26 protein-coding genes and 1 other RNA gene are annotated in these 25,678 nt (G+C 67.2%); 11 read left to right on the top strand and 16 right to left on the bottom strand.

Annotation, left to right across the window (positions count from 1 at the left end; all coding sequences use genetic code 11):
- Positions 1-328: 328 nt before the first annotated feature.
- Positions 329-1,231 carry a class II glutamine amidotransferase gene (locus tag BT264_RS03655; RefSeq protein ID WP_072436319.1) on the bottom strand — a complete coding sequence of 301 codons (903 nt, stop codon included), beginning with the start codon at positions 1,229-1,231 and terminating at the stop codon, positions 329-331.
- Positions 1,232-1,436: 205 nt separating this feature from the next.
- Here BT264_RS03655 and pyrC point away from each other — a divergent pair, with 205 nt between their 5' ends.
- From pyrC to rnpB, 3 genes are all read left to right on the top strand, one after another.
- Entirely contained in the window at positions 1,437-2,501 is a 1,065-nt protein-coding gene (gene pyrC, locus BT264_RS03650) for a dihydroorotase (protein WP_072436318.1), read from the top strand.
- Entirely contained in the window at positions 2,498-3,376 is an 879-nt protein-coding gene (locus BT264_RS03645) for a DUF3025 domain-containing protein (RefSeq protein WP_072436317.1), read from the top strand. Before pyrC ends, BT264_RS03645 begins: the two co-directional genes overlap by 4 nt.
- A 12-nt stretch (positions 3,377-3,388) precedes the next feature.
- Positions 3,389-3,800, top strand: an RNA gene (rnpB, locus tag BT264_RS03640) — RNase P RNA component class A.
- Positions 3,801-3,868: 68 nt separating this feature from the next.
- Here rnpB and BT264_RS03635 read toward each other — a convergent pair.
- The gene (locus tag BT264_RS03635) at positions 3,869-4,333 is read right to left on the bottom strand and encodes an OsmC family protein (RefSeq protein ID WP_072436316.1); all 465 of its coding nucleotides are present in this window, start codon (positions 4,331-4,333) and stop codon (positions 3,869-3,871) included.
- A 421-nt stretch (positions 4,334-4,754) separates the two neighbouring features.
- Positions 4,755-5,060 carry a DUF1090 family protein gene (locus BT264_RS03630; protein WP_072436315.1) on the bottom strand — a complete coding sequence of 102 codons (306 nt, stop codon included), beginning with the start codon at positions 5,058-5,060 and terminating at the stop codon, positions 4,755-4,757.
- Between the two features lie 311 nt (positions 5,061-5,371).
- On the opposite strand from BT264_RS03630, the gene rplM reads away from it, so the two are divergent.
- From rplM to erpA, 3 genes are all read left to right on the top strand, one after another.
- Positions 5,372-5,800, top strand: a complete 429-nt coding sequence (gene rplM / locus BT264_RS03625; RefSeq protein ID WP_009687896.1) for a 50S ribosomal protein L13 — start codon at positions 5,372-5,374, stop codon at positions 5,798-5,800.
- A gap of 10 nt (positions 5,801-5,810) precedes the next feature.
- Positions 5,811-6,203 carry a 30S ribosomal protein S9 gene (gene rpsI / locus BT264_RS03620; protein WP_006476904.1) on the top strand — a complete coding sequence of 131 codons (393 nt, stop codon included), beginning with the start codon at positions 5,811-5,813 and terminating at the stop codon, positions 6,201-6,203.
- Between the two features lie 218 nt (positions 6,204-6,421).
- A complete protein-coding gene (erpA, locus tag BT264_RS03615; RefSeq protein WP_072436314.1) occupies positions 6,422-6,793 on the top strand; it encodes an iron-sulfur cluster insertion protein ErpA in 372 nt (123 codons plus the stop codon).
- 101 nt (positions 6,794-6,894) lie between these two features.
- Here the strand turns inward: erpA and BT264_RS03610 are convergent, their stop codons facing one another.
- Positions 6,895-8,043 carry an anhydro-N-acetylmuramic acid kinase gene (locus BT264_RS03610; RefSeq protein WP_072436313.1) on the bottom strand — a complete coding sequence of 383 codons (1,149 nt, stop codon included), beginning with the start codon at positions 8,041-8,043 and terminating at the stop codon, positions 6,895-6,897.
- A 142-nt stretch (positions 8,044-8,185) separates the two neighbouring features.
- On the opposite strand from BT264_RS03610, the gene tyrS reads away from it, so the two are divergent.
- From tyrS to BT264_RS03595, 3 genes are read left to right on the top strand one after another with little or no spacing between them, the layout of a single operon-like run.
- Positions 8,186-9,427, top strand: a complete 1,242-nt coding sequence (gene tyrS / locus BT264_RS03605; protein ID WP_034182740.1) for a tyrosine--tRNA ligase — start codon at positions 8,186-8,188, stop codon at positions 9,425-9,427.
- Positions 9,424-9,882: a D-aminoacyl-tRNA deacylase gene (gene dtd, locus BT264_RS03600; protein WP_034182741.1), complete on the top strand. Its 459-nt coding sequence runs from the start codon at positions 9,424-9,426 to the stop codon at positions 9,880-9,882. Before tyrS ends, dtd begins: the two co-directional genes overlap by 4 nt.
- Before the next feature lie 23 nt (positions 9,883-9,905).
- Entirely contained in the window at positions 9,906-10,568 is a 663-nt protein-coding gene (locus BT264_RS03595) for a histidine phosphatase family protein (protein ID WP_072436312.1), read from the top strand.
- Between the two features lie 123 nt (positions 10,569-10,691).
- Here BT264_RS03595 and BT264_RS03590 read toward each other — a convergent pair whose 3' ends face one another.
- The 9 genes from BT264_RS03590 to BT264_RS03550 form a co-directional block, all read right to left on the bottom strand.
- On the bottom strand, positions 10,692-11,645 hold the full coding sequence (locus BT264_RS03590; protein WP_072436311.1) for an oxygenase MpaB family protein: 954 nt from the start codon (positions 11,643-11,645) through the stop codon (positions 10,692-10,694).
- 24 nt (positions 11,646-11,669) lie between these two features.
- Complete coding sequence (gene ruvB, locus BT264_RS03585; protein WP_034182744.1) at positions 11,670-12,740, bottom strand: Holliday junction branch migration DNA helicase RuvB; 1,071 nt, start codon at positions 12,738-12,740, stop codon at positions 11,670-11,672.
- A gap of 108 nt (positions 12,741-12,848) precedes the next feature.
- On the bottom strand, positions 12,849-13,430 hold the full coding sequence (gene ruvA / locus BT264_RS03580; RefSeq protein WP_006401679.1) for a Holliday junction branch migration protein RuvA: 582 nt from the start codon (positions 13,428-13,430) through the stop codon (positions 12,849-12,851).
- A 156-nt stretch (positions 13,431-13,586) separates the two neighbouring features.
- On the bottom strand, positions 13,587-14,129 hold the full coding sequence (gene ruvC, locus BT264_RS03575) for a crossover junction endodeoxyribonuclease RuvC (RefSeq protein ID WP_034182746.1): 543 nt from the start codon (positions 14,127-14,129) through the stop codon (positions 13,587-13,589).
- Between the two features lie 151 nt (positions 14,130-14,280).
- The gene (purH, locus tag BT264_RS03570) at positions 14,281-15,846 is read right to left on the bottom strand and encodes a bifunctional phosphoribosylaminoimidazolecarboxamide formyltransferase/IMP cyclohydrolase (RefSeq protein WP_034182747.1); all 1,566 of its coding nucleotides are present in this window, start codon (positions 15,844-15,846) and stop codon (positions 14,281-14,283) included.
- Between the two features lie 44 nt (positions 15,847-15,890).
- Positions 15,891-16,124 (bottom strand): Fis family transcriptional regulator, encoded by a 234-nt coding sequence (locus BT264_RS03565; protein ID WP_006476892.1) that lies wholly within the window; start codon positions 16,122-16,124, stop codon positions 15,891-15,893.
- The gene (gene dusB, locus BT264_RS03560; RefSeq protein WP_072436440.1) at positions 16,121-17,188 is read right to left on the bottom strand and encodes a tRNA dihydrouridine synthase DusB; all 1,068 of its coding nucleotides are present in this window, start codon (positions 17,186-17,188) and stop codon (positions 16,121-16,123) included. Before dusB ends, BT264_RS03565 begins: the two co-directional genes overlap by 4 nt.
- 138 nt (positions 17,189-17,326) lie before the next feature.
- A complete protein-coding gene (locus tag BT264_RS03555; RefSeq protein ID WP_072436310.1) occupies positions 17,327-18,514 on the bottom strand; it encodes a UbiH/UbiF/VisC/COQ6 family ubiquinone biosynthesis hydroxylase in 1,188 nt (395 codons plus the stop codon).
- Between the two features lie 40 nt (positions 18,515-18,554).
- Positions 18,555-19,940, bottom strand: a complete 1,386-nt coding sequence (locus tag BT264_RS03550) for an aminopeptidase P N-terminal domain-containing protein (RefSeq protein ID WP_072436309.1) — start codon at positions 19,938-19,940, stop codon at positions 18,555-18,557.
- Positions 19,941-20,123: 183 nt separating this feature from the next.
- On the opposite strand from BT264_RS03550, the gene BT264_RS03545 reads away from it, so the two are divergent.
- The gene (locus BT264_RS03545; protein ID WP_072436308.1) at positions 20,124-20,738 is read left to right on the top strand and encodes a glutathione S-transferase family protein; all 615 of its coding nucleotides are present in this window, start codon (positions 20,124-20,126) and stop codon (positions 20,736-20,738) included.
- Positions 20,739-20,855: 117 nt separating this feature from the next.
- Here the strand turns inward: BT264_RS03545 and BT264_RS03540 are convergent, their stop codons facing one another.
- From BT264_RS03540 to BT264_RS03530, 3 genes are all read right to left on the bottom strand, one after another.
- Positions 20,856-22,475 carry an FMN-binding glutamate synthase family protein gene (locus BT264_RS03540; RefSeq protein ID WP_072436307.1) on the bottom strand — a complete coding sequence of 540 codons (1,620 nt, stop codon included), beginning with the start codon at positions 22,473-22,475 and terminating at the stop codon, positions 20,856-20,858.
- A 118-nt stretch (positions 22,476-22,593) separates the two neighbouring features.
- Positions 22,594-23,742 carry a tRNA 2-thiouridine(34) synthase MnmA gene (gene mnmA, locus BT264_RS03535; protein WP_072436306.1) on the bottom strand — a complete coding sequence of 383 codons (1,149 nt, stop codon included), beginning with the start codon at positions 23,740-23,742 and terminating at the stop codon, positions 22,594-22,596.
- On the bottom strand, positions 23,739-24,248 hold the full coding sequence (locus BT264_RS03530) for an NUDIX hydrolase (protein WP_072436305.1): 510 nt from the start codon (positions 24,246-24,248) through the stop codon (positions 23,739-23,741). Before BT264_RS03530 ends, mnmA begins: the two co-directional genes overlap by 4 nt.
- A gap of 286 nt (positions 24,249-24,534) precedes the next feature.
- On the opposite strand from BT264_RS03530, the gene BT264_RS03525 reads away from it, so the two are divergent.
- Positions 24,535-25,674: a Re/Si-specific NAD(P)(+) transhydrogenase subunit alpha gene (locus BT264_RS03525; protein WP_034182753.1), complete on the top strand. Its 1,140-nt coding sequence runs from the start codon at positions 24,535-24,537 to the stop codon at positions 25,672-25,674.
- The last annotated feature ends 4 nt before the right edge of the window (positions 25,675-25,678 follow it).

The following is a 25,678-nucleotide window of genomic DNA, read 5'->3' as shown; positions in this document are numbered from 1 at the left end:
GTGGGGTGGCGCACGGTTCGCATCGGGGTGGTGCGTTAGAATGCGGTTCCCGGATTATATGTGATCCGGATTTCAGGATTTACTTATTTCGGTTTTTGGTTATTTTCGCTTGGAAATTAATAAAATCAAGCGAATGTCGTGTGGCGTTGATTCGATATGCCGGAATGTAGCCGGGATGCAACGAAACCGGCACGCGGCAGGCGATTTTCCCCGACGGTGAAAGCCGTACGCATTGCGTGCGCACGAAATCGTCCGCCACGCCCGAACGTTGCGGACGACGGTCTTGCCGTGCGGGAATTGGAAAGCGGAAAGGGCGCCGGCGCAGCGCTCAGAAGTCGATCGCGTCGTCGGAATCGCCGTCGGCGGCGGTTGCGAGCGCTTCGCGCGGTGCCGAGGCCGACGCGTCGAGCGCCGGATTGCGCAGCTTCTCGAGCACGCGTTCGGGCACCGGGATCTGCATTCGCGCGGCGACGTCGCCGCACTGGAACATGATCAGCTCGCCCGGCTCGAACGCGGTCCAGACCTCGTTGTCGGTGAGCGGCTGCGTCGCGATCACCGCGACGCGATCCTCGGGCGTCGTGTATTTCGCGAAGTCGATCGACAGGTCTTCGTCGACGAGATGCGCGGTCGAGAACGGCCAGCGCCGCACGAGATAGTGCAGCCGCGTCGAGCAGTGCGCGAACAGCGCCTGGCCGTTCGACATCAGGAAGTTGAACACGCCGTGATCGGTGATGCCGCGCGTGAGCTCGCCGACGCGCTCGAACAATTCGGGCAGCGGCGGCTGCGCGCCGGGAAATGCCTCGCGCAGCCCCTGCATCAGCACGCAGAAAGCCTGTTCGCTGTCGGTCGTGCCGACCGGGTGGTAGACGCTGCCGTCCATGTTCGGCGCGTAGTCCTGCAGGTCGCCGTTATGCGCGAAGATCCAGTGCCGCCCCCACAGCTCGCGCATGAACGGATGGCTGTTCTCGAGCAGGATGTGCCCTTGCGTCGCCTTGCGGATGTGCGCGATCGTGTTCTTGGACTTGATCGGGTAGCGCTTCACCATCTCGGCGATCGGCGACGTGGCCGATGCCTGGTGATCGATGAACAGGCGGCAGGCCTTGTCTTCGAAGAACGCGATGCCCCAGCCGTCGGCATGGTGATCGGTGAGCCCGCCCCGGGCCGCGAAACCTGTGAAGGAGAATGTGACGTCCGTCGGCGCGGCGCAGTTCATTCCTAGGAGTTGGCACATTTTACTTGGGGCGGCAGGCAGAAGCGGGGGGTAACGAACCGGGCGAACCCCGGTACAATGCGGCTTCTAGCATATCACCGAGCCCTGAGCGGTAAAAAGCGGATTCCGCTGGCCAAAGGCCTCGTGTTGCGGTTTGCCGTCAGTCGGCCCGCGCACGCGCGTTCCGGCCCCGCTGATGGCCAGTCCGTTCCTCACGACGCCTCCTATGACTGCCTCGAACGCTTCCTCCCCGGCGACGCTTTCGCTCGCCCGTCCCGATGACTGGCACCTGCACCTGCGAGACGGCGACATGCTGGCCGCCGTGCTGCCGCACACCGCGCGCCAGTTCGGCCGCGCGATCGTCATGCCGAACCTGAAGCCGCCGGTGACGACCACCGCACAGGCGCAGGCCTATCGCGAGCGCATCCTCGCCGCGCTGCCGGCCGGGATGACGTTCGAACCGCTGATGACGCTGTACCTGACCGACAACACGCCGCCCGACGAAATTCGCCGCGCGCGCGAAAGCGGCTTCGTGCACGGCGTGAAGCTGTATCCGGCAGGCGCTACGACGAACTCCGACCACGGCGTCACCGATCTCGCGAAATGCGCGAAGACGCTCGAGGCGATGCAGGAAGCGGGCATGCCGCTGCTCGTGCACGGCGAGGTGACCGATGCGTCGATCGACCTGTTCGACCGCGAGAAGGTCTTCATCGACCGCGTGATGACGCCGCTGCGCCGCGATTTCCCGGGCCTGAAGGTCGTGTTCGAGCACATCACGACGAAGGACGCGGCCGACTACGTGCGCGACGCCGACGCGGCGCCCGGCCTGCTCGGCGCGACGATCACCGCGCATCACCTGCTGTACAACCGCAACGCGATGTTCGTCGGCGGGATTCGCCCGCACTACTACTGCCTGCCCGTGCTCAAGCGCGAGACGCATCGCGTCGCGCTGGTCGAGGCCGCGACGTCGGGCAACCCGCGCTTCTTCCTCGGTACCGACAGCGCACCGCATGCGCGCGGCGCGAAGGAAACCGCGTGCGGCTGCGCGGGCTGCTACACGGCGCTGCATGCGCTCGAACTGTATGCGGAAGCGTTTGACCACGCCGGCGCGCTCGACAAGCTGGAAGGCTTCGCGAGCTTCTTCGGCGCCGATTTCTACGGGCTGCCGCGCAGCGCCGAGACGGTCACGCTGCGCCGCGAGGCGTGGGAACTGCCGCGCGAGATCTTCGCGGGCGACACGCCGGTCGTGCCGCTGCGCGGCGGCGAGACGATCGGCTGGAAACTCGCGTGACCGGCGCGCCGCCGCGCGAAGCCGGCCACACGGCCGGCAGCGGGGCGGCGGATTTCGCGCGGATCGACTGGTCCGCGCCGTGGCTTGCGCAGTACGCGGAGCCCGGCCGCGCCGCACAGGCGGTCGCACGGGCGGGCGATGCCGCGCTGCTCGACGCGCTGAACGGCGTTTTGCGCGACGGCGGGCGCGTCAGCGGTCGCGGCAGGCCGCTGCGGTTCGTGCCGCAGGCCGAACTGCCGCCCGGTGTCGCGTACGAGACCCATATCGCCGACACCGGCGGCGTGCCGACCCGCCACAATCTTCACGACTTCTTCAATGCGCTCGTCTGGTTCGCGTATCCGCACATCAAGGCCGCGTTGAACGCGCGCCAGTCCGCCGCGATCGACGAGGCGGGCGGCGTCGGGCCCGTGCGCGGCACGCTGCGCGATGCGCTCACGCTGTTCGACGAGAATGCCGCGCTGTTCGTGACGGCCGACCGCGCGCTCGCCGATGCGCTGCGCGGCTTCGACTGGCCGCGGCTGCTGGTCGCCGCACGCGACGCGTGGGGCACGCGCTGCGAAGCGCGGCTCGTTGGCCATGCGCTGCTCGAGAAACTCGTCGAGCCTTACAAGTCCTGCACTGCGCATACGTGGATCGTCGAAGTGAGCGCCGACTATTTTTCGTGGCCCGACGCGCAGCGCACTGCGCATGTCGATGCGCGTGTCGCTGCCGAACTCGCGACGCGCGAGTTCACGAGCCGCGATTTCTCGCCGCTGCCGGTGCTCGGCGTACCGGGCTGGTGCGACGCGAATGCCGACGCCGCGTTCTACGACGATCCGGCCGTATTCCGCAGCGGCCGCCGCACGCGCGCAGCCGGCGACGGCGCGCAGTGCTAGAATGCGCGTCGCAAAGCAGGCTAGGCAGTCGCGGCCTCGCCGCCTTCGGGCGCGCGGGGGCGAGGAAAGTCCGGACTCCACAGGGCAGGGTGATGGCTAACGGCCATCCGTGGCGACACGCGGAACAGGGCAACAGAAAGCAAACCGCCGATGGCCCGGCGCAAGCCGGGATCAGGTAAGGGTGAAACGGTGCGGTAAGAGCGCACCGCGGCGACGGCGACGTTCGCCGGCACGGTAACCTCCACCCGGAGCAATTCCAAGTAGGCAGGCGCGCATCTTCGGATGCAGGACGGGGCCCCCGTCTCGTCTGCGGGTAGGAAGCTTGAGCGCGTCAGCAATGGCGCGCCTAGAGGAATGGCTGCCACGCGCTGTGCGCTTCGGCGCGCAGCGTGCACAGAATCCGGCTTATCGGCCTGCTTTGCCGTTCGAATGCGAAAGGGCCGGCGTCTCCTTGCGGAGCGCCGGCCCTTTTTTCATGCGCGCGTCGTGCGTTCAGGCGGCGACGATGTCGAACGAATGCGTGAGTTCGGCCGTCTTCGCGATCATGATCGACGCGGAGCAGTACTTGTCGTGCGACAGGTTGATCGCGCGTTCGACCGTGGCCGGGTTCAGGTTGCGGCCGGTGACGGTGAAGTGGAAGTGCACCTTCGTGAACACCTTCGGGTCTTCGCTCGCGCGCTCGGCCTTCAGCGTGACCGAGCAGCCGGTGACTTCCTGGCGGCTTTTCTTCAGGATCAGCACGACGTCATAGGCCGTGCAGCCGCCGGTGCCGAGCAGCACCATTTCCATCGGGCGCGGCGCGAGGTTGTGGCCGCCGCCTTCGGGCGCGCCGTCCATCGTGACGAGATGCCCGCTTCCGGTCTGGGCGGAAAACGCCATGCCGTCCTGACCCATCCAGCTTACTTTGCATTCCATGCTTGCACTCCAGCGTTGCCTGATTCGGATTCGATCCGGCATTGTAGCCCGCAGCGCTTCGGTCGGCTGATGCGGTGCACGACGTGCGGTACCGGAGCCGCGCGAGCGGCGCGCAACAGCGTGCCGAACGGCGATTTCCCTGCTGATTTTAGGGGTTTTACTCTAGGTGCGGGCTATTTTCGCTCGCTCTGGTCTAGGCTATGTAGTTGATTTTAAACGGGAAATTGAATTTTTCTGTCGATCGCCTGAAATTCCGCATTATGGTGTTTGATTTCGTAATGCAAATTTCCTTGTGAAGCCGACGGCGCGTTCGTATAATGAGCTTCATTGGTTGTCGCGCTGCGGCAACCTCCGAATGTCTCCTCCACCCTCCTCCTAAGGTGGATTAAGCCCGAACCAGCCGTTCGGGCTTTTTTTCGTCCCATGCAAACATCGGCGCGCGGCTTGCGCGCCCCGGTATCCGTTACGCGGGCTGCCGTGCGGCCGGCTGCGGTGTCGCGTCGGGCAGCGTGCCGCGCAAGCGTGCGTCGGGTGCCGGCGCGGTCACGGCCGACGCATGGCCGTGGCCGCGTGCGCAGAAGTGGCGGACGCGTTCGCGCACCGCACGCAGGCGGGCGACGCGATCCTCGGCATGGGCAGTCCGGGCTTCGGCAATGCGCGCATCGAGCGCGTCGAGCTTGGCTTCGCAGCCGACCTGGGCGGCGACGGCAGGCACCGCGGCGGCCAGCAGCGCGGCCGCGAAGAAGGGCGTAAGTCGTTGTTTCATCATGCTTGTTTGTTGTTTTCCGTGTTCGGCCGGTCTGGCGCGGCAAGGTCATGTGCCGCGCGTCGATGGGTGCCTCCCTGGGCGCTCGGATCGCCTGGCTTGTCGGGGCACGACCGAATTTTCGCCCATTTCGGGCGCCGCGGACACGGGGCGAGGATTCCCTTTGACCGCGTTGCCGTATTTCCTTTATAATTCAGGGCTTTTCCGCATTCATGCCCACGGAAAAAGAACAGGGAGAGCCTGCACCGCGCCTCGAAGCGCACACAGACAAGCAGGAAGAACACATCGGGCAAAGCATTTTTTTTGGATCGATCATGAAGACGTTTTCCGCAAAAGCCCATGAGGTGACGCGCGAATGGTACGTGATTGACGCGACGGATAAGGTTCTCGGCCGTGTTGCCAGCGAAGTGGCACGCCGTCTGCGCGGCAAGCACAAGCCTGAGTTCACCCCGCACGTCGACACTGGTGATTTCATCATCATCATCAACGCGAGCAAGTTGAAGGTCACGGGCAACAAGACGCTGGACAAGAAGTACTACCGTCACTCGGGCTACCCGGGCGGTATCTATGAAACGACGTTCGGCAAGATGCAGGAACGCTTCCCGGGCCGCGCGCTCGAGAAGGCGGTCAAGGGCATGCTGCCGAAGGGCCCGCTCGGCTACGCGATGATCAAGAAGCTGAAGGTCTACGCAGAAGCGACGCATCCGCATTCGGCTCAACAGCCGAAGGCGCTCGAGATCTAAGGGGACCCACATGATCGGTAACTGGAACTACGGTACGGGCCGCCGCAAGAGCGCAGTCGCACGTGTCTTCATCAAGGCTGGCAAGGGCGACATCATCGTCAACGGCAAGCCCATCGCTGACTACTTCTCGCGCGAAACGTCGCTGATGATCGTGCGTCAACCGCTGGAACTCACGAACCACGGCCAGACGTTCGACATCAAGGTGAACGTGAACGGCGGCGGTGAAACGGGTCAGGCAGGCGCAGTGCGCCACGGCATCACCCGTGCACTGATCGACTACGATGCGACGCTGAAGCCGTCGCTGTCGAGCGCAGGCTTCGTGACGCGCGATGCGCGTGAAGTCGAGCGTAAGAAGGTCGGTCTGCGCAAGGCACGCCGCGCCAAGCAGTTCTCGAAGCGTTAATTCCGCTTCATGGCCGCGCCGCTTCCGGGCGGCGTCCGCCGGAAAAACCGCCAGCTTTCGCGCTGGCGGTTTTTTTATGTCCGCTTCCAGGCTCGTGCTGCGGCGGCTCGCACGGGCAGGTTTGATGAAATCGACAAGAACCTATTGATTTCATGGACTTCAGCACGATCTTCTGATCGGCCCTACAATAGCGGCTAAAGCTTCTTGGAGAGTTCGCAATGAACGCTGTTACCGAATCCGCAGCAACGACGACCGAAATGCCGCTTCCGTTCGTCTTCACCGACGCAGCGGCCGACAAGGTCAAGCAACTGATCGACGAAGAGGGCAATCCCGACCTGAAGCTGCGCGTGTTCGTGCAGGGTGGCGGCTGCTCCGGTTTCCAGTACGGCTTCACGTTCGACGAGGAAGTCAACGAGGACGACACCGTGATGAACAAGAACGGTGTCCAGCTCCTGATCGACTCGATGAGCTACCAGTATCTGGTTGGCGCCGAGATCGACTACAAGGACGACCTCAACGGCGCCCAGTTCGTGATCAAGAACCCGAACGCGACCACCACCTGCGGGTGCGGTTCGTCGTTCTCGGTCTGAGCGCACGACAGATCAGCGCCGGTTCGCCGGAATGAAAAACGGGGCTTCATGCCCCGTTTTTTTATGCCCGTGCGCGGCGCCTGCCGGGGGCAGGCTTTGCGTCAGCCCGGATAGAGCGCGCCGAGCACGCGGTTGCCGGCCGCACCGGTGACCGTCGCGAGATTGCCGGGCTGGCGCGCCGTGAAGCGGTACGCGAGCCACGCGAACGCGAGCGCCTCGACCTGTTGCGGCGGCACGCCGAGCGCGGCCGTCGTGTCGACCGTGGCCGGCACGCCGGCCTCGCGCAGCGCGTGCCGGAGCGCGTCGAGCAGCACCGGATTGCGCGCACCGCCGCCGCACACGAAGACTGCCTTGCAGCCGGGTGCGTGCTGCGCGATCTCCCGTGCGACCGAGACCGCGGTGAGTGCCGTGAGGGTCGCCTGCACGTCCTCCGGCGCGACCTGCGCGAACGCGGCGAGCTTCGCGTCGAGCCACACGGGATTGAACAGGTCGCGTCCGGTGCTTTTCGGCGGCGGCGCGGCGAAATACGGTTCGTCGAGCAGCGCATCGAGCAGCGGCACGTGTACGGTGCCGCGCGCGGCGAACTTGCCGCCTTCGTCATACGGCTTGCCGAGATGGCGGGTCGCCCACGCGTCGATCAGCGCATTCGCGGGACCGCAGTCGAAGCCGCGCACGTCGCCGCCTTCGCCGGGCAGTATCGTGATGTTGCTGATCCCGCCCAGATTGCAGACGACGCGCGTCTCGCCCGGCGCACCGAACACCGTCGCATGGAACGCCGGCGCGAGCGGCGCGCCGTGGCCGCCGGCGGCCACGTCGCGGCTGCGGAAGTCGGCGATCACATCGACATGGGTCAGCTCGGCGAGCAGCGCCGGGTTGTTGAGTTGCCGCGTATAGCCACGCTCGGGGCGATGGCGCACCGTCTGGCCGTGCACGCCGATCGCGCGGATCTCGTCGCGCGACAGCCCTGCGGTGCGCTGCAATTCGTGGCAGCACACCGCGTAGCGCGTGACGAGCGCGTTCGCCGCGAGCGATTCGCGGTCGATCTCGTTGTCGCCGGGCTGCTGTAGCGCGAACAGCGCGTCGCGCAGCGATTGCGCGAAGCCGACGAACGCTTCCGCGAGCACGGCCGGCGCCTTGCCGGCCTCGAAACGCACGGCGACACCGTCGACGCCGTCCATGCTGGTCCCCGACATCAGCCCGAAGTAGATGCCGTCGGCCGGATGGGCATTTTGCGGCTGTCGTTGCGGCACGTTGGGTTCTCCTGAATCGTCCGGCGCGGGCCCGTGCCGCGCGCCTTGCGCCCGATTATCCGCGCAACGTGACGCGCCGTTAAGCGATGCGCGCGCAAGTTATGGGAAAATCCCTGTTTTTGCGACATTCTTCCTGGCACCGATGAGCACCGAACCCAGTTCCAAGCCCGTTTTCCCGATCACCGACGAAGTCCGGCATGCGCTCGCCGTCACGAAGCGCGGCGTCGACGAGCTGCTGATCGAGGAAGAGTTCGCACAGAAGCTCGCGCGCAGCGCGGCCACCGGCACGCCGCTTCGCATCAAGCTCGGCCTCGACCCGACCGCGCCCGACATCCACATCGGCCATACGGTCGTGCTGAACAAGATGCGTCAGCTGCAGGACCTCGGCCACACGGTGATCTTCCTGATCGGCGATTTCACGTCGCTGATCGGCGATCCGTCGGGCCGCAACGCGACGCGCCCGCCGCTCACGCGCGAGCAGATCGAGTCGAACGCGAAGACCTACTTCGAGCAGGCCGCACTCGTGCTCGATCGCGAAAAGACCGAGATCCGCTACAACAGCGAATGGTCGATGCCGCTCGGCGCGGACGGGATGATCAAGCTCGCGTCGCGCTACACGGTCGCGCGGATCCTCGAGCGCGAGGACTTCACGAAGCGCTTCCAGGGCGGCGTGCCGATCTCGATCCATGAATTCCTGTACCCGCTGATGCAGGGCTACGATTCGGTCGCGCTGAACGCCGATCTCGAACTCGGCGGCACCGACCAGAAGTTCAACCTGCTGGTCGGCCGCGAACTGCAGAAGCAGTACGGCCAGGAACAGCAGTGCATCCTGACGATGCCGCTGCTCGAAGGCCTCGACGGCGTCGAGAAGATGTCGAAGTCGAAGGGCAACTACGTCGGCATCAGCGAGAAGCCGACCGACATGTTCGGCAAGCTGATGAGCATCTCGGACACGCTGATGTGGCGTTACTTCGAACTGCTGTCGTTCCGCAGCATGGACGAGATCGTCGGCTTCAAGCGCGAAGCCGAGGGCGGCCGTAACCCGCGCGACTTCAAGGTGCTGCTCGCGCAGGAAATCGTCGCGCGCTTCCATTCGCAGGCCGACGCCGAGCGTGCGCTCGAAGACTTCAACCACCGCGCGAAGGGCGGCGTGCCGGACGACATTCCGTCGGTCACGCTCGCCGGTGCACCGCTGGCGATCGGCCAGTTGCTGAAGCAGGCCGGCCTCGTGCCGTCGACGAGCGAAGCGCTGCGCAACATCGAGCAGGGCGGCGTGAAGATCGACGGCGCGACCGTGTCGGACAAGGGCCTGAAGGTCGAGGCCGGCGAGTTCGTCGTGCAGGTCGGCAAGCGTCGCTTCGCGCGCGTCACGCTGACCGCATGATCGCGCTGATCCAGCGCGTGAAGCGCGCCGACGTGCGCGTCGGCGACCGCACGACGGGCGAGATCGGCGCGGGCCTGCTCGCGCTGGTCTGCGCGGAGCGCGGCGACACCGACGCGGCGGCCGACAAGCTGCTGGCGAAGATGCTCGGCTACCGCGTGTTCAGCGACGCGGCCGGCAAGATGAATCTCCCGGTGTCGAATATCGACGGCGCGGGTCGCGCAGGCGGCCTGCTGCTCGTGTCGCAGTTCACGCTGGCGGCCGATACCAACAGCGGGTTGCGCCCGAGCTTCACGCCGGCCGCGCCGCCCGATGAAGGCGCGCGGCTGTTCGACTATTTCGTCGCGGCCGCGCGGGCGCGCCATCCCGTCGTCGAGACGGGCGAGTTCGGCGCCGACATGCAGGTGTCGCTCGTCAACGACGGCCCCGTGACGTTCTGGCTGCAAGTGCGGCCCTGATTCTTCCCCGGAGACGCGCCGCGATGGCCACCACGCAGATTCTTTTCATCCGCCATGGCGAGACGGCCTGGAACCGCATCAAGCGCATCCAGGGGCATATCGACATCCCGCTGGCCGATTCGGGGCTCGCGCAGGCGCAGCGACTGGCCGCGCGGCTCGAGCGAGAGGCGCGCGAGGGTGCGCGGCTCGACGCGGTCTATTCGAGCGACCTGATGCGCGCGCAGCAGACCGCGCAACCCTTTGCCGATTCGCTCGGGCTGCCGCTGCAGTTGCGGGACGGGTTGCGCGAGCGTTCGTACGGCGCATTCCAGGGGCACGACAGCACCGAGATCGAGGCGCTGTTTCCGGACGCGTATGCGGCCTGGCAGACGCGCGATCCGGGCTTCGCGCCGGAGGGCGGCGAGTCGCAGCGCGCGTTCTATCACCGCGTGCTGCATGCGCTCGAGCCGATCGTCGCCGCGCATCCGGGCGGCCGGATCGCATGCGTCGCGCATGGCGGCGTGCTCGATTGCGTGTATCGTTTTGCGAACGGTCTCGATCTGTCGGCGCCGCGCAACTACCAACTGCTCAATACGAGCATCAACGTCGTCGATTACGTGGATGGCCGCGCGCAGGTCGTGCAGTGGGCCGACGTGTCGCACCTGGACGCCGACAGCGACGACGACGGCTATCGCAAGGTGCTCTGAGCACGCGGCCGGGATTCCCCTGAAGGGCGGAACGGGCAGCACGTGCGACCGTGCGCCGGTGCAAGCCCGTCAGCTTGCACAGGTATTCGACGGTAAATTGAAATGATCTGAAGAGGCGAATCGTCAGGCGGAAGGTGCGCCGTCGGGCGGGGGCGCGGTCGCGCGACGGCGCGCACGCTTCGACGCGCCGTTGACGAGCGCCCAGCGCAGCACGGGTGCGACGGCCCGTACGCCGGGCCGGACCACCGCGCGCCGCAACGGCGCGAACGTCGACACGCGGAGCATGCGCTGCGCCCACGGCGGCAGCAGGTCGATCCCGGCATGCATCATCAGCGACGCGGCCGGCCGCAGCGCGGGCTTCGCGACCGGGACATTCAGCAGGATGGCCATCACGTCGAAGGTATGCGGCCCGGCCTCGAGTTCGGGCTGCATGCGCGCGAGATACGCGGCGACCTCGGCGCGCGAACGAGGCACCTCGTGCGCGCCGAGCAGTTCGGCGACCAACGCCGTTTCGGCGTAATAGCGGTCCTGCAATTCTCCCGACAGCGCCGGATTCACGTAGCACAGATGCGCGGCGAGGAAGCTCGATACTTCCGCGATATGCACCCAGGTCAGCAACGCCGGATCGTCGGCGCGGTACGGCCGACCGTCGGGCGCGGTACCCGATACGCGCGAGTGGATCGTTTTCACGCGCTCGATCAGTGCGAGCGCGTCCGCGCGACTGCCGAACGTCGTGCCGGTGATGAACGTGGCGGTGCGCCGCAAGCGGCCGAGGATGTCGGTGCGAAACGACGAGTGATCCCAGACGCCCGCGAGCGCGAGCGGATGGAGCGCCTGCAGCAGCAGCGCGGCGATGCCGCCCGTCATCATCGACGTGAAGTCGGCATGCACGCGCCAGCAGACGGCGTCGGGGCCAAACAGCCCGGGATCGCCGGGCGGCGAAGAGAGATCGAGCGTCGGGCCGCCGCCGCCCGCGGTCAGGTGCGTGATGCCGGCCACGAGGCGCTTGCGGATCGGCTCGGCCCAGCGCGGGCCCGGTGCGGGTGCGGCGGGGTGGCGGCTAGGCGGCGTCGTCATGGCTGGCGTGGCTCGGGCGGCCGGTTACTTCCCGGCGGGCGTATCCCACATGCCGCGTTCGGTGCTGCCGGCGTCGGGCGCGGAGAGCCCGAAGTGGCGATATGTGAGCAGCGTCGCGACACGCCCGCGCGGCGTGCGCTGCAGGAAGCCCTGCTGGATCAGGTACGGCTCGAGCACGTCCTCGATCGTGTCGCGTTCCTCGCCGATCGCGGCTGCCAGGTTGTCGATGCCGACCGGGCCGCCGTCGAACTTGTACAGGATCGCTTCGAGCAGCTTGCGGTCCATCAGGTCGAAGCCGACCGGATCGACGTCGAGCATCGCGAGCGCGGCATCGGCCACCGCCGCGGTGATCTGGCCGTCGGCCTTCACTTCCGCGAAGTCGCGCACGCGGCGCAGCAGCCGGTTCGCGATCCGCGGCGTGCCGCGCGAGCGCTTCGCGATTTCCAGCGCGCCGTTCGGATCGATCTGCGCGTTCAGCAGCGACGCCGAGCGCCGCACGATGCGCGACAGCTGATCGGCGTCGTAGAACTCGAGGCGCGAGACAATCCCGAAACGGTCGCGCAGCGGGTTGGTCAGCATCCCCGCGCGGGTGGTCGCACCGACCAGCGTGAACGGCTGCAGGTCGAGCTTCACGCTGCGCGCGGCCGGACCTTCGCCGATCATGATGTCGATCTGGTAATCCTCGAGTGCCGGATACAGGATTTCCTCGACGACCGGCGACAGCCGGTGGATCTCGTCGATGAACAGCACGTCGTTCGCTTCGAGGTTCGTCAGCAGTGCGGCGAGATCGCCCGCGCGCTCGAGCACCGGGCCCGACGTCTGCCGCAGGTTCACGCCCATCTCGCGCGCGATGATGTGCGCGAGCGTGGTCTTGCCGAGACCCGGCGGCCCGAACAGCAGCACGTGGTCGAGCGGCTCGGAGCGGCGCTTGGCGGCTTCGATGAAGATCTCGAGCTGGCCGCGCACCTTTTCCTGGCCGACGTAGTCGTCGAGCTGGCGCGGCCGCAGCGCGCGTTCGAACACCTCCTCGTGCGACGAGGTGGGCGTGGCGGCGATGATCCGCTGCTCGGTGGCGAGTTTGTCGGTTTCAATCATGCGGCCATTGTACCGCGCGCCGCTCGCGGTCCGAACTGGCCGGACGGCCGACTGGCGCGCGCCGCGCGGCGGCGCGACACTGCGTCCGACAGTCGGTTCTCGCGGGCGTTACGCCTTCGACAGCGCCTTCAGCGCGAGCTTGATGCCTTCGGACACGCCGGTGCCGGCCGGCACGTTCTTGATCGCGGCGAGGCCCTCCTTTTCGGAGTAGCCGAGCGCGAGCAGCGCGTTGAGGATGTCGGTCGCATGGTCGGATGCCGACGCGGCGCCGGCGAGTGCGCCGAGGTCGGCGCCGAGCTTGCCCTTCAGCTCGAGCAGCAGGCGCTCGGCCGTCTTCTTGCCGATGCCGGGCAGGCGCGTGAGGCGTGCGGCGTCCTGCATCGTCACGGCCTGCGCGAGCTCCTGCACGCTCATGCCGGACAGCACGGCGAGCGCCATGCGTGCGCCGATGCCGGTGATCTTCAGCAGCTCGCGGAAGGTCGTGCGCTCCTGCGGCGTCAGGAAGCCGTACAGCAGGTGCGCGTCCTCGCGGACGATCTGCTGCGTGAGCAGCACGACGCGCTCGCCCGTCTGCGGCAGGTTGTAGAAGGTGCTCATCGGCACGTCGATTTCGTAGCCGACGCCGTTGCAGTCGACGAGCAGGTGAGGCGGGTTCTTTTCGAGCAGGATGCCGGCGATGCGACCGATCATGGATGGCGGGATGCGAGGAAGAAAGCGCGAGTGTAGCGCACGCGCGGCGCAATGCCGATGGGCTTGGCCGTCAGGCCGATGCGGTGCGTGTCGCGTGTGCGCCGCGCACGGGCAAGACAGTCGGTCCGGTGTGCCGGGCGATGGCGCGCGCCGGCATCAGCCGACCAGCCGCCCGCGCCGCACGCGCAGCCCTTTCTTCGCGAGCGCCGGCGCAAGGCCGCCGAGCGTGCTGAGCGTGTTGCCGCCGTGCGCATGGCAGATCGCCATGCCGAGCGCGTCGGCCGCGTCGGAGCCCGGTTGTCCGGAGAGGTTGAGCAGCCGCGTGACCATTTCCTGCATCTGCGTCTTGGTCGCGCGGCCGTAGCCCACCACGGCCTGCTTGAGCTGCAGCGCCGTGTATTCGGCGACCGGCAGCCCGCCCGCGACGAGGCCGCAGATCGCGGCGCCGCGTGCCTGGCCGAGCAGCAGCGTCGACTGCGGGTTCACGTTGACGAACACCTTTTCGATCGCGGCCTGGTCGGGCGCATGTTCGCGCACGATCGTCGACACGCCCTGGAAGATCGTGCCGAGCCGGGTGGCCAGGTCGGCCGTCGGCGTGCGGATCACGCCGCTCGTGACATAGGCGAGCCGGTGGCCGCTGACGTCGATGACGCCGAAGCCGGTGACGCGCAGGCCGGGGTCGATGCCGAGAATTCGCATGAGTGAGGAGAGAGGCGTGATGCAGCGATACTACAACGAATGGTGCGGCGAGCCGGCCGCAAGGTCGCGCGCGCCGGCGCCGCGCAATAAAAAACCCGGCGGGTGCGACGCCGCCGGGTTTTCGTGCAACGGCCGCGCGGGCCGCATGCGATCAGTGACGGAAGTGGCGCACGCCCGTCAGGATCATCGCGATGTTGTGCTCGTCGGCTGCCGCGATCACTTCGTCGTCGCGCACCGAGCCGCCCGGCTGGATCACGCAGGTCGCGCCGGCCGCCACGACGACGTCGAGGCCGTCGCGGAACGGGAAGAACGCATCGGACGCGACGGCCGAACCGGCCAGCGTCAGGCCCGCGTTCTGCGCCTTGATGCTCGCGATGCGCGCGGAATCGACGCGGCTCATCTGGCCTGCGCCGACGCCGAGCGTCATGCCGTTGCCGCAGAACACGATCGCGTTCGACTTCACGTACTTCGCGACTCGCCACGCGAACAGCAGGTCGTCCATTTCCTTCGGCGTCGGGTGGCGCTTCGTCACCACGCGCAACTCGTGCGGCTGCACGTTCTTCGAATCGAGCGACTGCACGAGCAGGCCGCCGCCCACGCGCTTCAGGTCGAATGCGTTATGGCCGTCGCCCAATGCGATTTCGAGCAGGCGCACGTTCTGCTTCGCGGCGAACACCTGCTTCGCGGCGTCGGAGAACGACGGCGCGATCAGCACTTCGACGAACTGCTTCGCGACTGCCTGTGCGGCCGCTTCGTCGACTTCGCGGTTGAACGCGATGATGCCGCCGAACGCGGAGGTCGGGTCGGTCTGGAACGCCTTCGCGTACGCGTCGGCCGAGTCGTTGCCGACCGCGACGCCGCACGGGTTCGCATGCTTGATGATCACGCAGGCCGGCGCGTCGAACGTCTTCACGCATTCCCACGCCGCGTCCGAATCCGCGATGTTGTTGTACGACAGTTCCTTGCCCTGCAGCTGGCGGTAGTTCGCGAGCGCGCCGGCCGGCGTCGAGATATCGCGGTAGAACGCCGCGCTCTGGTGCGGGTTTTCGCCGTAGCGCAGGTCCTGCACCTTGTCGAACGCCATGTTCAGCGTCGCCGGGTACGCATTGCGCGACGCGTGCTTCAGCTCGTCGGTCAGGCTCGTCAGGTAGTTCGTGATCGCGCCGTCGTATTGCGCGGTATGCGCGAACACCTTCGTCGCGAGGCGGAAGTTGGTCGGGTAGCCGACCGTGTTGCCGTTCGCCTTCATTTCATCGAGCACGACCGCGTAATCGGCCGGATCGACGACGACCGTCACGTCGCGGTGGTTCTTCGCAGCGGAGCGCAGCATCGTCGGGCCGCCGATGTCGATGTTCTCGATCGCGTCGGCGAGCGTGCAGTCGTCCTTCGCGATCGTCGCGACGAACGGATAGAGGTTCACGACGAGCAGGTCGATCGTCGGGATGCCGTGCTGTTCCAGCGCCTGCATGTGCTCGGGCAGGTCGCGGCGCGCGAGGATGCCGCCGTGCACCTTCGGGTGGAGCGTCTTCACGCGCCCATCGAGCATTTCCGGAAAGCCCGTGTAGTCGGCCACTTCGGTAACGGGCAGGCCCGCGTCGGCGAGCAGTTTCGCGGTGCCGCCCGTCGACAGCAGCTTGACGCCGAGGTCGGACAGCGACTTCGCGAAGTCGACGATGCCGGTCTTGTCGGAAACGGAAATGAGCGCTTGCTTGATCATGATGGAACCACCAATAGCCAGGGAAACGGGGACGGGACGGCCGACTACAGCAGGCCGTGCTGCTGCAGCTTCTTGCGCAGCGTATTGCGATTGATGCCGAGGTACTCCGCGGCGAGCGACTGGTTGCCGCCTGCCTGTACGAGCACGACCTCGAGCATCGGCTTTTCGACGCAGGACATCACCATTTCGTAGACGTCGTGCGGATTGGAGCCGTCTAGATCCCGGAAATACACGTCCAGGCTCTCGCGGACACATTGTTCGATGTTGTGCTTGCTCATGCTGCTAACTGGTTATGGTCGTCCGACTCGCCCTGGCCGTTTTCCTCTTCGTCATCGACGTAGACGAGATGGTCCGACAGCGCTTTTTGCGCCTCGAAGAATGCATTGACGGCGGCGAGCTGCTCGCGGGAGGAATCGAGCGTGTTCATCCTGTGCCGGAACCCGTTGGCACCGGAAAGGCCGCGAGTGTACCAGCCGATGTGCTTGCGCGCAGTACGGACTCCCGTGAATTCACCATAGAAAGCGTAGTGGTCTTCCAGGTGTTCGTTCATCACGTGCTGGATCTCGTCGATCAACGGCGGGGGCAGCAGCTCGCCGGTTTGCAGGAAATGATCGATTTCGCGGAACAGCCACGGCCGTCCTTGCGCGGCACGACCGATCATCAATGCGTCGGCGCCCGTTGCATCGAGCACGGCCTTCGCTTTTGCGGGCGACGTGATGTCGCCGTTCGCGACGACCGGAATCCGCACGGCCGCCTTCACGGCCGCGATGGTGTCGTATTCCGCGTCGCCGCGGTACAGGTCGGCGCGCGTGCGGCCATGCACGGTGAGCATCGAGATGCCGGCGGCTTCGGCCAGGCGCGCGACCGCGATCGCGTTCTTGTGCTCGCGATCCCAGCCGGTGCGGATCTTCAGCGTGACGGGCACCGCATCGGGCCCCGTGCCGACCGCAGCGACGACGGCCTCGACGATCCGCTGCACGAGCGGCTCGTTCTGCAGCAGCGCGGAACCGGCCGCGACGTTGCAGACCTTCTTCGCCGGGCAGCCCATGTTGATGTCGATGATCTGCGCGCCGTTGTCGACGTTGTAGCGGGCCGCTTCGGCCATCATCGCCGGATCGGCGCCGGCGATCTGAACCGCGATCGGCTCCACTTCGCCTTCGTGGTTCGCGCGCCGCATCGTCTTCGCGCTTTTCCACAGCTGCGCGTTGGACGCGACCATCTCGGACACGGCGTAACCGGCCCCCAGCCGCTTGCACAGCTGGCGGAACGGACGATCCGTCACCCCGGCCATCGGGGCGACGAACAGGTTGTTACGCAATACGTGAGAGCCGATAACGGGCATCGCAATGGCACCGCCCGCGACCGGCGCGGGCATGAAAAGGGCGGAGGGAAAACGCGCATTTTACCGTATTCCCATGCCCCGCCGATTTGACCCGGTTTGTGCGGACCGGCTGTGCGCGCCGCACGGTACGCCCGAGCGTCAGTTGCGCTGGCCGAACATCATCTGGCGCGCGATCGCCTTCTTGAGCGGCGGCACGAATTCGAGTGCGGTGAGCGCGGCGCCGCGCAGCAGCGGGAGCGGGCCCGTGTCGATCGTAAACAGGCGTGCCAGCGTGTCGGTCGCGCCGATCGTGAAGCGCCGGTCGAGCGCGCGGCGTGCGTTGAAGGTCGCAAGTGCGGTCGCATCGAAGCCTTGTGCGGACAGCGCGTCGACGAGCGTATGCGCATCGCGCAGCCCGAGGTTGAGCCCCTGGCCCGCGACGGGGTGCAGGGTTTGCGCGGCATTGCCGACGATTGCGACGCGGCCGCTGACGAGCGTTTGCGCGGCGTTCAGCCCGAGCGGGAACGACGCGCGGCCCGCGATCGCGACGAACTGGCCCATGCGTTCGCCGAACGCGCTGCCGAGCTCGCGCAGGAACGCGTCGTCGGGCAGCGCCGCGCGGCGTGCCGCTTCGTCGGGCGTGCAGCACCAGACGAGCGCGTAGTCGGCCTGGCGCGGCCCGCCGAGCGGCAGCAGCGCGAGCGGGCCTTCGTGCGTGAAGCGTTCCCATGCGACGTTCGGGCGCGGCGCCGATACCGTGACCGTGCCGACGAGCGCGGTCTGCCCGTAGTCGCGGCGATGCTTGCCGGCGTCGGCGTGCTGTTCGTGGAACAGCCCGCCTTCGGCGTTGATGACGATGCGCGCGCGCAGCGTGCGCTCGCCCTGCGGGCCGTCGAGCGTCAGCGTGACGCCGTCGGCGTCCTGTCGCGGCGCGCGCGCGGTGGTCGACGTGAGCCAGTCGACGCGTGCGCCGCGCACGGCGTCCGCGAGCGCCTGCACGAGCGAGCCGTAGCGCACGACATAACCGAGTGCGGCGAGGTCGTGCTCGTCGCGATCGATCAGCGTGCGGCCGAAATGGCCGCGCTGCGATACGTGGATATGTTCGATCGGCGTTGCGTCGGCAGGCCACGCGAGCGTGTCGAGCAGCACTCGGCTGCCGTGCGAGACGGCGATCGCGCGCGGGTCGTTCGCGCTCGCGGCCGGTTCGCGCGCATCGATCAGCGCGATCGACGCGTGCTGCGTTGCGCTGCGGCGCGCGAGCCAGCCGGCGAGCGCGAGCCCGACGGGGCCCGCGCCGACGATGGCGAGGTCGTAATCCGGTGTGGCCGGGGAGGAGGCGGTCGTCATCTTGATTCGTGAAACGGAGGTAACGGTCGGCAGCGGCCGGTCATGCGCCCGCGCGCATCAGCGCTTCGATCTCGGCGGCGTCGACAGGCACGCCGCGCGTGATCAGCTCGCAGCCGTGCTCGCGCACGATTGCGTCGTCCTCGATGCGGATGCCGATGTTCCAGTACTCGGGCGGCACGTCGTCGGCTGCGCGCACATACAGGCCGGGCTCGACCGTCAGCGTCATGCCGGGCTTCAGCGTGCGCCACGGCAGCGCGCCGTTGCCGTCGCGCTCGGCGAGCCGCTCGCGGTAGTCGCCGCAGTCATGCACGTCCATGCCGATCCAGTGGCCCGTGCGGTGCATGTAGAAGCGCGTGTACGCGCGCTCGGCGATCACGTCGTCAACGTTCGAGAAGCGCGCTTTCGGGATGATGCCGGTATCGAGCAGCCCCTGCGCGAGCACGCGCACGGCCGCATCGTGCGGCGCCTCGAACGGCACGCCCGCGCGCGTCGCATCGATCGCGGCCTGCTGCGCGGCGAGCACGATGTCGTACAGCGCGCGCTGCGCGGGCGAGAAGCGCCCGTTGGCCGGGAACGTGCGCGTGATGTCCGATGCGTAGCCGTCGAGTTCGCACGCGGCGTCGATCAGGATCAGGTCGCCGTCCTGCGCGGCCGCGTTGCCGGCCGGGTAGTGCAGCACGCACGCGTTCGCGCCGGCCGCGACGATCGAGCCATACGCGGGTGCCTGCGCGCCGTGCTTGCGGAACGTATACAGCAGCTCGGCCTCGAGTTCGTATTCGCGGATGCCGGGGCGGCACGCCTGCATCGCGCGGCGGTGCGCGAGCGCGGAGATGTGCGCGGCGCGCATCATGATCGCGAGTTCGTGTTCATCCTTCACGAGCCGCATGTCGTCGACGAGCGGCGTGAGGTCGAGCATCGCGTCCGGCGCGGCGACGCCCGAGCGCGCGAGCGCGCGCACCGCGTCGAGCCAGCCCGCGAGCTGCCGGTCGAAGTCGGCCGACGCGCCGAACCGGTAGTGCACGGTGCCCGCATCGGCGAGCAGGCGCGGCATCTCGGTGTCGATCACGTCGACCGCGAACGCCGCGTCGAAGCCGAACGCATCGCGCGCGGCTTCGGGCCCGTAGTGGAAGCCTTCCCAGATCTCGCGGTCGACGTTCTTGCCGCGGCAAAACAGGATCGACTCCGGCGCGCCGTGCGGCGCGGCCGCGTTCAGCACGAGCACGGCATCCGGTTCGGTGAAGCCCGTCAGGTAGTGGAAGTAGCTGTCGTACCGGTACGGGTAGGCCGTATCGCGGTTGCGCAGCAGTTCCGGCGCGGTGGGGACGATGGCGACGCCGCCGCCGGCGGCGCGCAGTGCGGCAAGCACGCGTTCACGGCGCTGGCGGTAGACGTCGACGGCGATGGCGGTATCGTGGGGCGCATTCATCGTGCGATTGTAGCGCCGCGGGACGCGGCGCGTGAGAGAGGGGCGGGAAGCCGCGCCGGAAGGGCCGCGGCGGCGGCTGTTGCAAACCATCCACAGGCCGGCCGGGCGATTTTCTACCGTGCGACGCTGGCCGGTTATGATCGGCGACAACGTATACTCTCGGCGGTTCCCTTAAAAAGGCAGATGATGAAATTAATCGGTTCGCTCAGCAGCCCGTACGTCCGAAAGGCGCGGATCGTGCTCGCTGAAAAGAAGATCGACTACAAGCTGGAGCTCGAGAACGTGTGGGCGCCGGAGACGGATATTCATGCATCGAATCCGCTCGGCAAGGTCCCGTGCCTCGTGATGGAAGATGGCGCCGCGGTGTTCGATTCCCGCGTGATCTGCGAATACGTCGATACGCTGTCGCCGGTTGGCAAGCTGATTCCGCCATCGGGTCGCGAGCGCGTCGAAGTGCGCTGCTGGGAAGCGCTGGGCGACGGCGTGCTCGACGCGGCGGTCGCGATTCGTCTCGAGCACACGATGCGCGACGAGGTGCAGCGCAGCGCGAGCTGGATCGCGCGCCAGCAGCGCAAGATCGACGACGGTCTCGTCGCGATGTCGCAGGGTCTCGGCGGCAAGACGTGGTGCGTCGGTAATCATTACTCGCTGGCCGACATCGCGCTCGGCTGCGCGCTCGGCTATCTCGACTTCCGGATGCCCGAGGTCAACTGGCGCGATCGCCACCCGAACCTCGACAAGCACTTCGTGAAGCTGCAGCAGCGGCAATCGTTCGCCGACACGCTGCCGCAGAACTGAGCTGCTGCCGGTCACGCAGTCACGCCACGCAGCCACACATTCGGCAGACGAAATAAAAGCGCCCCGCGGGGCGCTTTTCTTTTTGCCGGGCCGCCCGGAGCGGGGCGGTTGCGAGCGTCACTCGATCGACGCGTAGACGGTCTCGCCGAGCGTGAACGAATCGCTGCGCGCAATCGGCCACCACTTGTCGTACAGCGAGAAGCCGCAATGGTTGCCATCGAGCAGCGCGCCAGGCTTCAGGTATTTCAGCAACTGCGACATCAGCCGGACCTCGTGCGGCGCGATGCGCTGCACGATGTGATGCGCGCGCAGCTCGGACGGATGCGCGAGGCCGGCCGCCTGCACGAGTTCCTGCAGCGCGTGCAGCGTATTGCGGTGGAAGTTGTACACGCGGTCGGCCTTGTCGGGCACGACGAGCGCGCGCTGGCGCACCGGGTCCTGCGTCGCGACGCCGGTCGGGCAGCGGCCCGTGTGGCAGGTCTGCGCCTGGATGCAGCCGACCGCGAACATGAAGCCGCGCGCCGAGTTCACCCAGTCCGCGCCGATCGCGAGCGTGCGCGCGACGTCGAACGCGGTGATGATCTTGCCGCTCGCGCCGATCTTCACGCGGTCGCGCACGCCGATCCCGACGAGCGTGTTGTGCACGAGCAGCAGCCCTTCCTGCAGCGGTACGCCGACGTGGTCGGTGAATTCGAGCGGCGCCGCGCCCGTGCCGCCTTCCGCGCCGTCGACGACGATGAAGTCCGGCACGATGCCGGTTTCGACCATCGCCTTCGCGATCCCGAAGAATTCCCACGGATGGCCGACGCACAGCTTGAAGCCGGTCGGCTTGCCGCCCGACAGCGTGCGCAGCCGCTCGACGAATTCGAGCAGCCCGCGCGGCGTCGAGAATTCCGAGTGCGTCGCGGGCGAGATGCAGTCCTTGCCCATCGGCACGCCGCGCGTCTCGGCGATCTCCGGCGTGATCTTCGCGGCCGGCAGCACGCCGCCGTGGCCGGGCTTCGCGCCCTGCGACAGCTTCACCTCGATCATCTTGACCTGCGGATCGGCGGCTTGCTTCGCGAACTTGTCCGGGTTGAACGTGCCGTCGTCGTTGCGGCAGCCGAAGTAGCCCGACGCGATTTCCCAGATGATGTCGCCGCCGTTCTCGCGGTGGTACTTCGACAGCGAGCCTTCGCCGGTGTCGTGCGCGAAACCGCCTTTCTTCGCGCCGAGGTTCAGCGAGCGGATCGCGTTCGCGGACAGCGAGCCGAAGCTCATTGCCGAGATGTTGAAGATCGAGATGTCGTACGGTTGCGCGCGATTCGCGCCGACGCGGATGCGGAAATCGTGGTTCGGCAGCTTGGTCGGCGCGAGCGAGTGGCTGATCCATTCGTGCGCGACGGCCTTCACGTTCAGCTCGGTGCCGTACGGGCGATTGTCGGCGACGTTCTTCGCGCGCTGGTAGACGAGGCTGCGCTGCGCGCGCGAGAACGGTTTCTCGTCGGTGTCGTCCTCGACGAAGTACTGGCGGATCTCGGGGCGGATGAACTCGAACAGGAAGCGGAAGTGGCCCCAGAGCGGGTAGTTGCGCAGGATCGCGTGACGGTCCTGCTTCAGGTCGTACAGGCCGAGCGCGACGAGGGCGGCGGGGATCAGGATCCACAGCCAGGAGAGTGCGTGGATCGACGCGAGCGCGGCCGTCGCGGCGAGCAGCAGGACGGCACACCACATCGCCAGATAGCGTCGTGAAAGCATGGGGACTCCGTAAGAATCTTGAAATGCCGCCATGCGTACGCTGCGCGGCGGCACGCCGACCGCGGCGGAATCGTGTTCCGCCGGGCGCGGCGTGCCGCAAGTCTAAACCGAATAGGTGTCAGCGTGCTTCGGCGAGCGCCGGTGCGTGGCCTTCCGCGGGCGCTGCCTGGCCGGGCTGGCCGGTTGCCGCGAACTCGATGATGCCGCCGCCGAGACAGATCTCGCCGTCGTACAGCACGGCCGACTGGCCGGGCGTGACGGCCCATTGCGCGTCGTCGAACGCGAGCGAGAAGCGCTCGCCGCCGGCATGCGCGAACGTGCACGCGGCATCGGCCTGCCGGTAGCGCGTCTTCGCGCCGCACGCGAAGCCTTCCGCCGGCGGCTCGCCGGCGACCCAGCTCACGTTGCCGGCGACGAGCTGGCGCGACAGCAGCCACGGATGATCGTGGCCCTGCACGACATACAGCGTGTTCGACGCGATGTCCTTCGCGGCGACGAACCACGGCTCGCCGCTGCCGCTCTTGCTGCCGCCGAGGCCGATGCCCTTGCGCTGGCCGAACGTGTAGAACGCGAGGCCGATGTGCTCGCCGACGACCTTGCCGTCGGGCGTCTTCATCGGGCCCGGTTTCGTTGGAAGGTAGCGGTTCAGGAAATCGCGGAACGGCCGTTCGCCGATGAAGCAGATGCCGGTCGAATCCTTCTTCTTCGCGTTCGGCAGCCCGATCTGCGCGGCGATCTCGCGCACCTTGGTCTTCGGGATCTCGCCGAGCGGGAACATCGTCTTCGACAGTTGCGCCTGGTTCAGCCGGTGCAGGAAGTACGACTGGTCTTTCGTATGATCGAACGCCTTCAGCAGTTCGAAACGCCCGTCGCGCTCGCGCACGCGCGCGTAGTGGCCGGTCGCGATCATTTCGGCGTCGAGCGACATCGCGTGATCGAGGAACGCCTTGAACTTGATCTCGGCGTTGCACAGCACGTCGGGGTTCGGCGTGCGGCCGGCCGAGTATTCGCGCAGGAACTCGGCGAACACGCGGTCCTTGTACTCCGCCGCGAAGTTGACGGCTTCCACGTCGATGCCGATCAGGTCGGCCACCGACACGACGTCGATCCAGTCCTGGCGCGTCGAGCAGTATTCGCCGTCGTCGTCGTCTTCCCAGTTCTTCATGAACAGGCCGACCACGTCGTAGCCCTGTTCCTTCAGCAGCCACGCGGTCACCGACGAATCGACGCCGCCCGACATGCCCACCACTACACGGCGCTTGCTCATTTGTTGACCGCCTGACGTTCGAATACTTCGGGGCGTGGCGCGACCGAATGCGTGTGCACGAAATCGAGCGGAATGCGCCGCCCGGCGAGATAGTCGTCGACGCAGCGCATCACCGCGGGCGAGCGGTGGCGCTCGCTGCATGCACGCAGTTCGTCGGCGGTCATCCACAGCGTGCGGACGATGCCGTCGTCGAGCACGTGGCCCGCGACCGGCTCGCCGGCCGTGCCGCAGAACGTGAAGCGCAGGTAGGTCGCGCCGGCGGTGCCGGGGCGGTCGTAGTGCGCGAGATAGACGCCGACGAGCGCGTCGGGCGTGAACGGGTGCGCGGTTTCCTCGAGCGTCTCGCGGATCACGGCGTCGGCCAGCGTTTCGCCTGCCTCGAGATGGCCGGCCGGCTGGTTGATGCGCAGGCCCGTCGAGGTTTCTTCCTCGATCACGAGAAAGCGGCCGGCGTGCTCGACGAGCGCGGCGACCGTCACATGCGGGGTCCAGATTTCGGGTTTCATGGTTCGGCATTTTACCGGTTGCGCCCGAACGCTGCCCGGCGTCTGATCTGACGATAGGCGAATCCGACCCTCGCAAATCGGCCGTCCTGCCGATGCGTGGCGCTGCGAGTCGAGTTAATGTCGCATTCGCGCACGATCGTGCGGAATGTGCTGGCGCGACCGTCGCTTTCGGTTAAAGTGCAGCGTGAATGCCGTTGCCCGTGAGCCGGTAAGTCAGCCTGTCCGGCTCGTTGTGCAGTAAAAATCGCAAGAAAAGAAATACTGACAATGACTGGAGGAACTGACGATGCATATTGGAGTGCCTGCTGAAACGCGGGCGAACGAGGCGCGTGTGGCCGCGACGCCGGAAACCGTGAAGAAATACGCGGCTGCCGGCCATCGCGTCAGTATCGCGAAAGGGGCCGGCGTCGCAGCCAGTTATCCCGACCAAGCCTATGCGGCCGCCGGTGCCGAATTGACCGACCAGTCGGCTGCTTTTGATGCCGACATCGTGTTGAAGGTCCAGGCGCCCACCGACGCGGAACTGCCATCGCTGAAGCGCGGCTCCGTGCTGGTCGGCATGCTCGAGCCGTTCAACGGCGAGCAAGCGGCGAAACTGGCCGCGGCCGGCGTGACGGGCTTCGCGCTCGAAGCCGCACCGCGCACGACGCGTGCGCAGAGTCTCGACGTGCTGTCGTCGCAGGCGAACATCGCGGGCTACAAGGCCGTGCTCGTCGCCGCGGCGCTGTATCCGCGCTTCTTCCCGATGCTGATGACGGCCGCGGGCACCGTGAAGGCCGCGCGCGTGCTGATTCTCGGCGCGGGCGTCGCTGGCCTGCAGGCGATCGCGACCGCGAAGCGACTGGGCGCCGTGATCGAGGCTTCCGACGTGCGGCCGGCCGTGAAGGAGCAGATCGAGTCGCTCGGCGCGAAATTCCTCGACGTCCCGTTCGAAACCGACGAAGAGCGCGAGGCCGCGCAGGGTGTCGGCGGTTATGCGCGCCCGATGCCGCCATCGTGGCTCGGCCGCCAGGCCGCGCTCGTGCACGAGCGCGCGAAGCAGGCCGACATCGTGATCACCACCGCGCTGATTCCCGGGCGCCCGGCGCCGACGCTGATCTCGGTCGAAACCGCGCAGTCGATGAAGCCGGGCTCGGTGCTCGTCGATCTCGCGGCCGGCCGCGGCCCGGAATTCGACGGCAGGAAGAGCGGCAACTGCCCGCTGACGGTCGCCGACCAGGTGATCGTGCACAACGGCGTGACGATCGCCGGCTACACGAACCTCGCATCGATGGTCGCGTCGGACGCGTCGGCGCTGTACGCGCGCAACCTGCTCGACTTCATGAAGCTGATCGTCACGAAGGAAGGCACGCTGAACATCGACCTGACCGACGACATCGTCGCCGCGACGCTGTTGTGCCGCGACGGTGAAGTCACGCGCAAATAACGGG

The organism is Burkholderia sp. NFPP32, from assembly GCF_900119325.1.
GTDB lineage: Bacteria > Pseudomonadota > Gammaproteobacteria > Burkholderiales > Burkholderiaceae > Burkholderia > Burkholderia pyrrocinia_C.
This window is presented reverse-complemented; position numbering and strand designations above follow the sequence as displayed.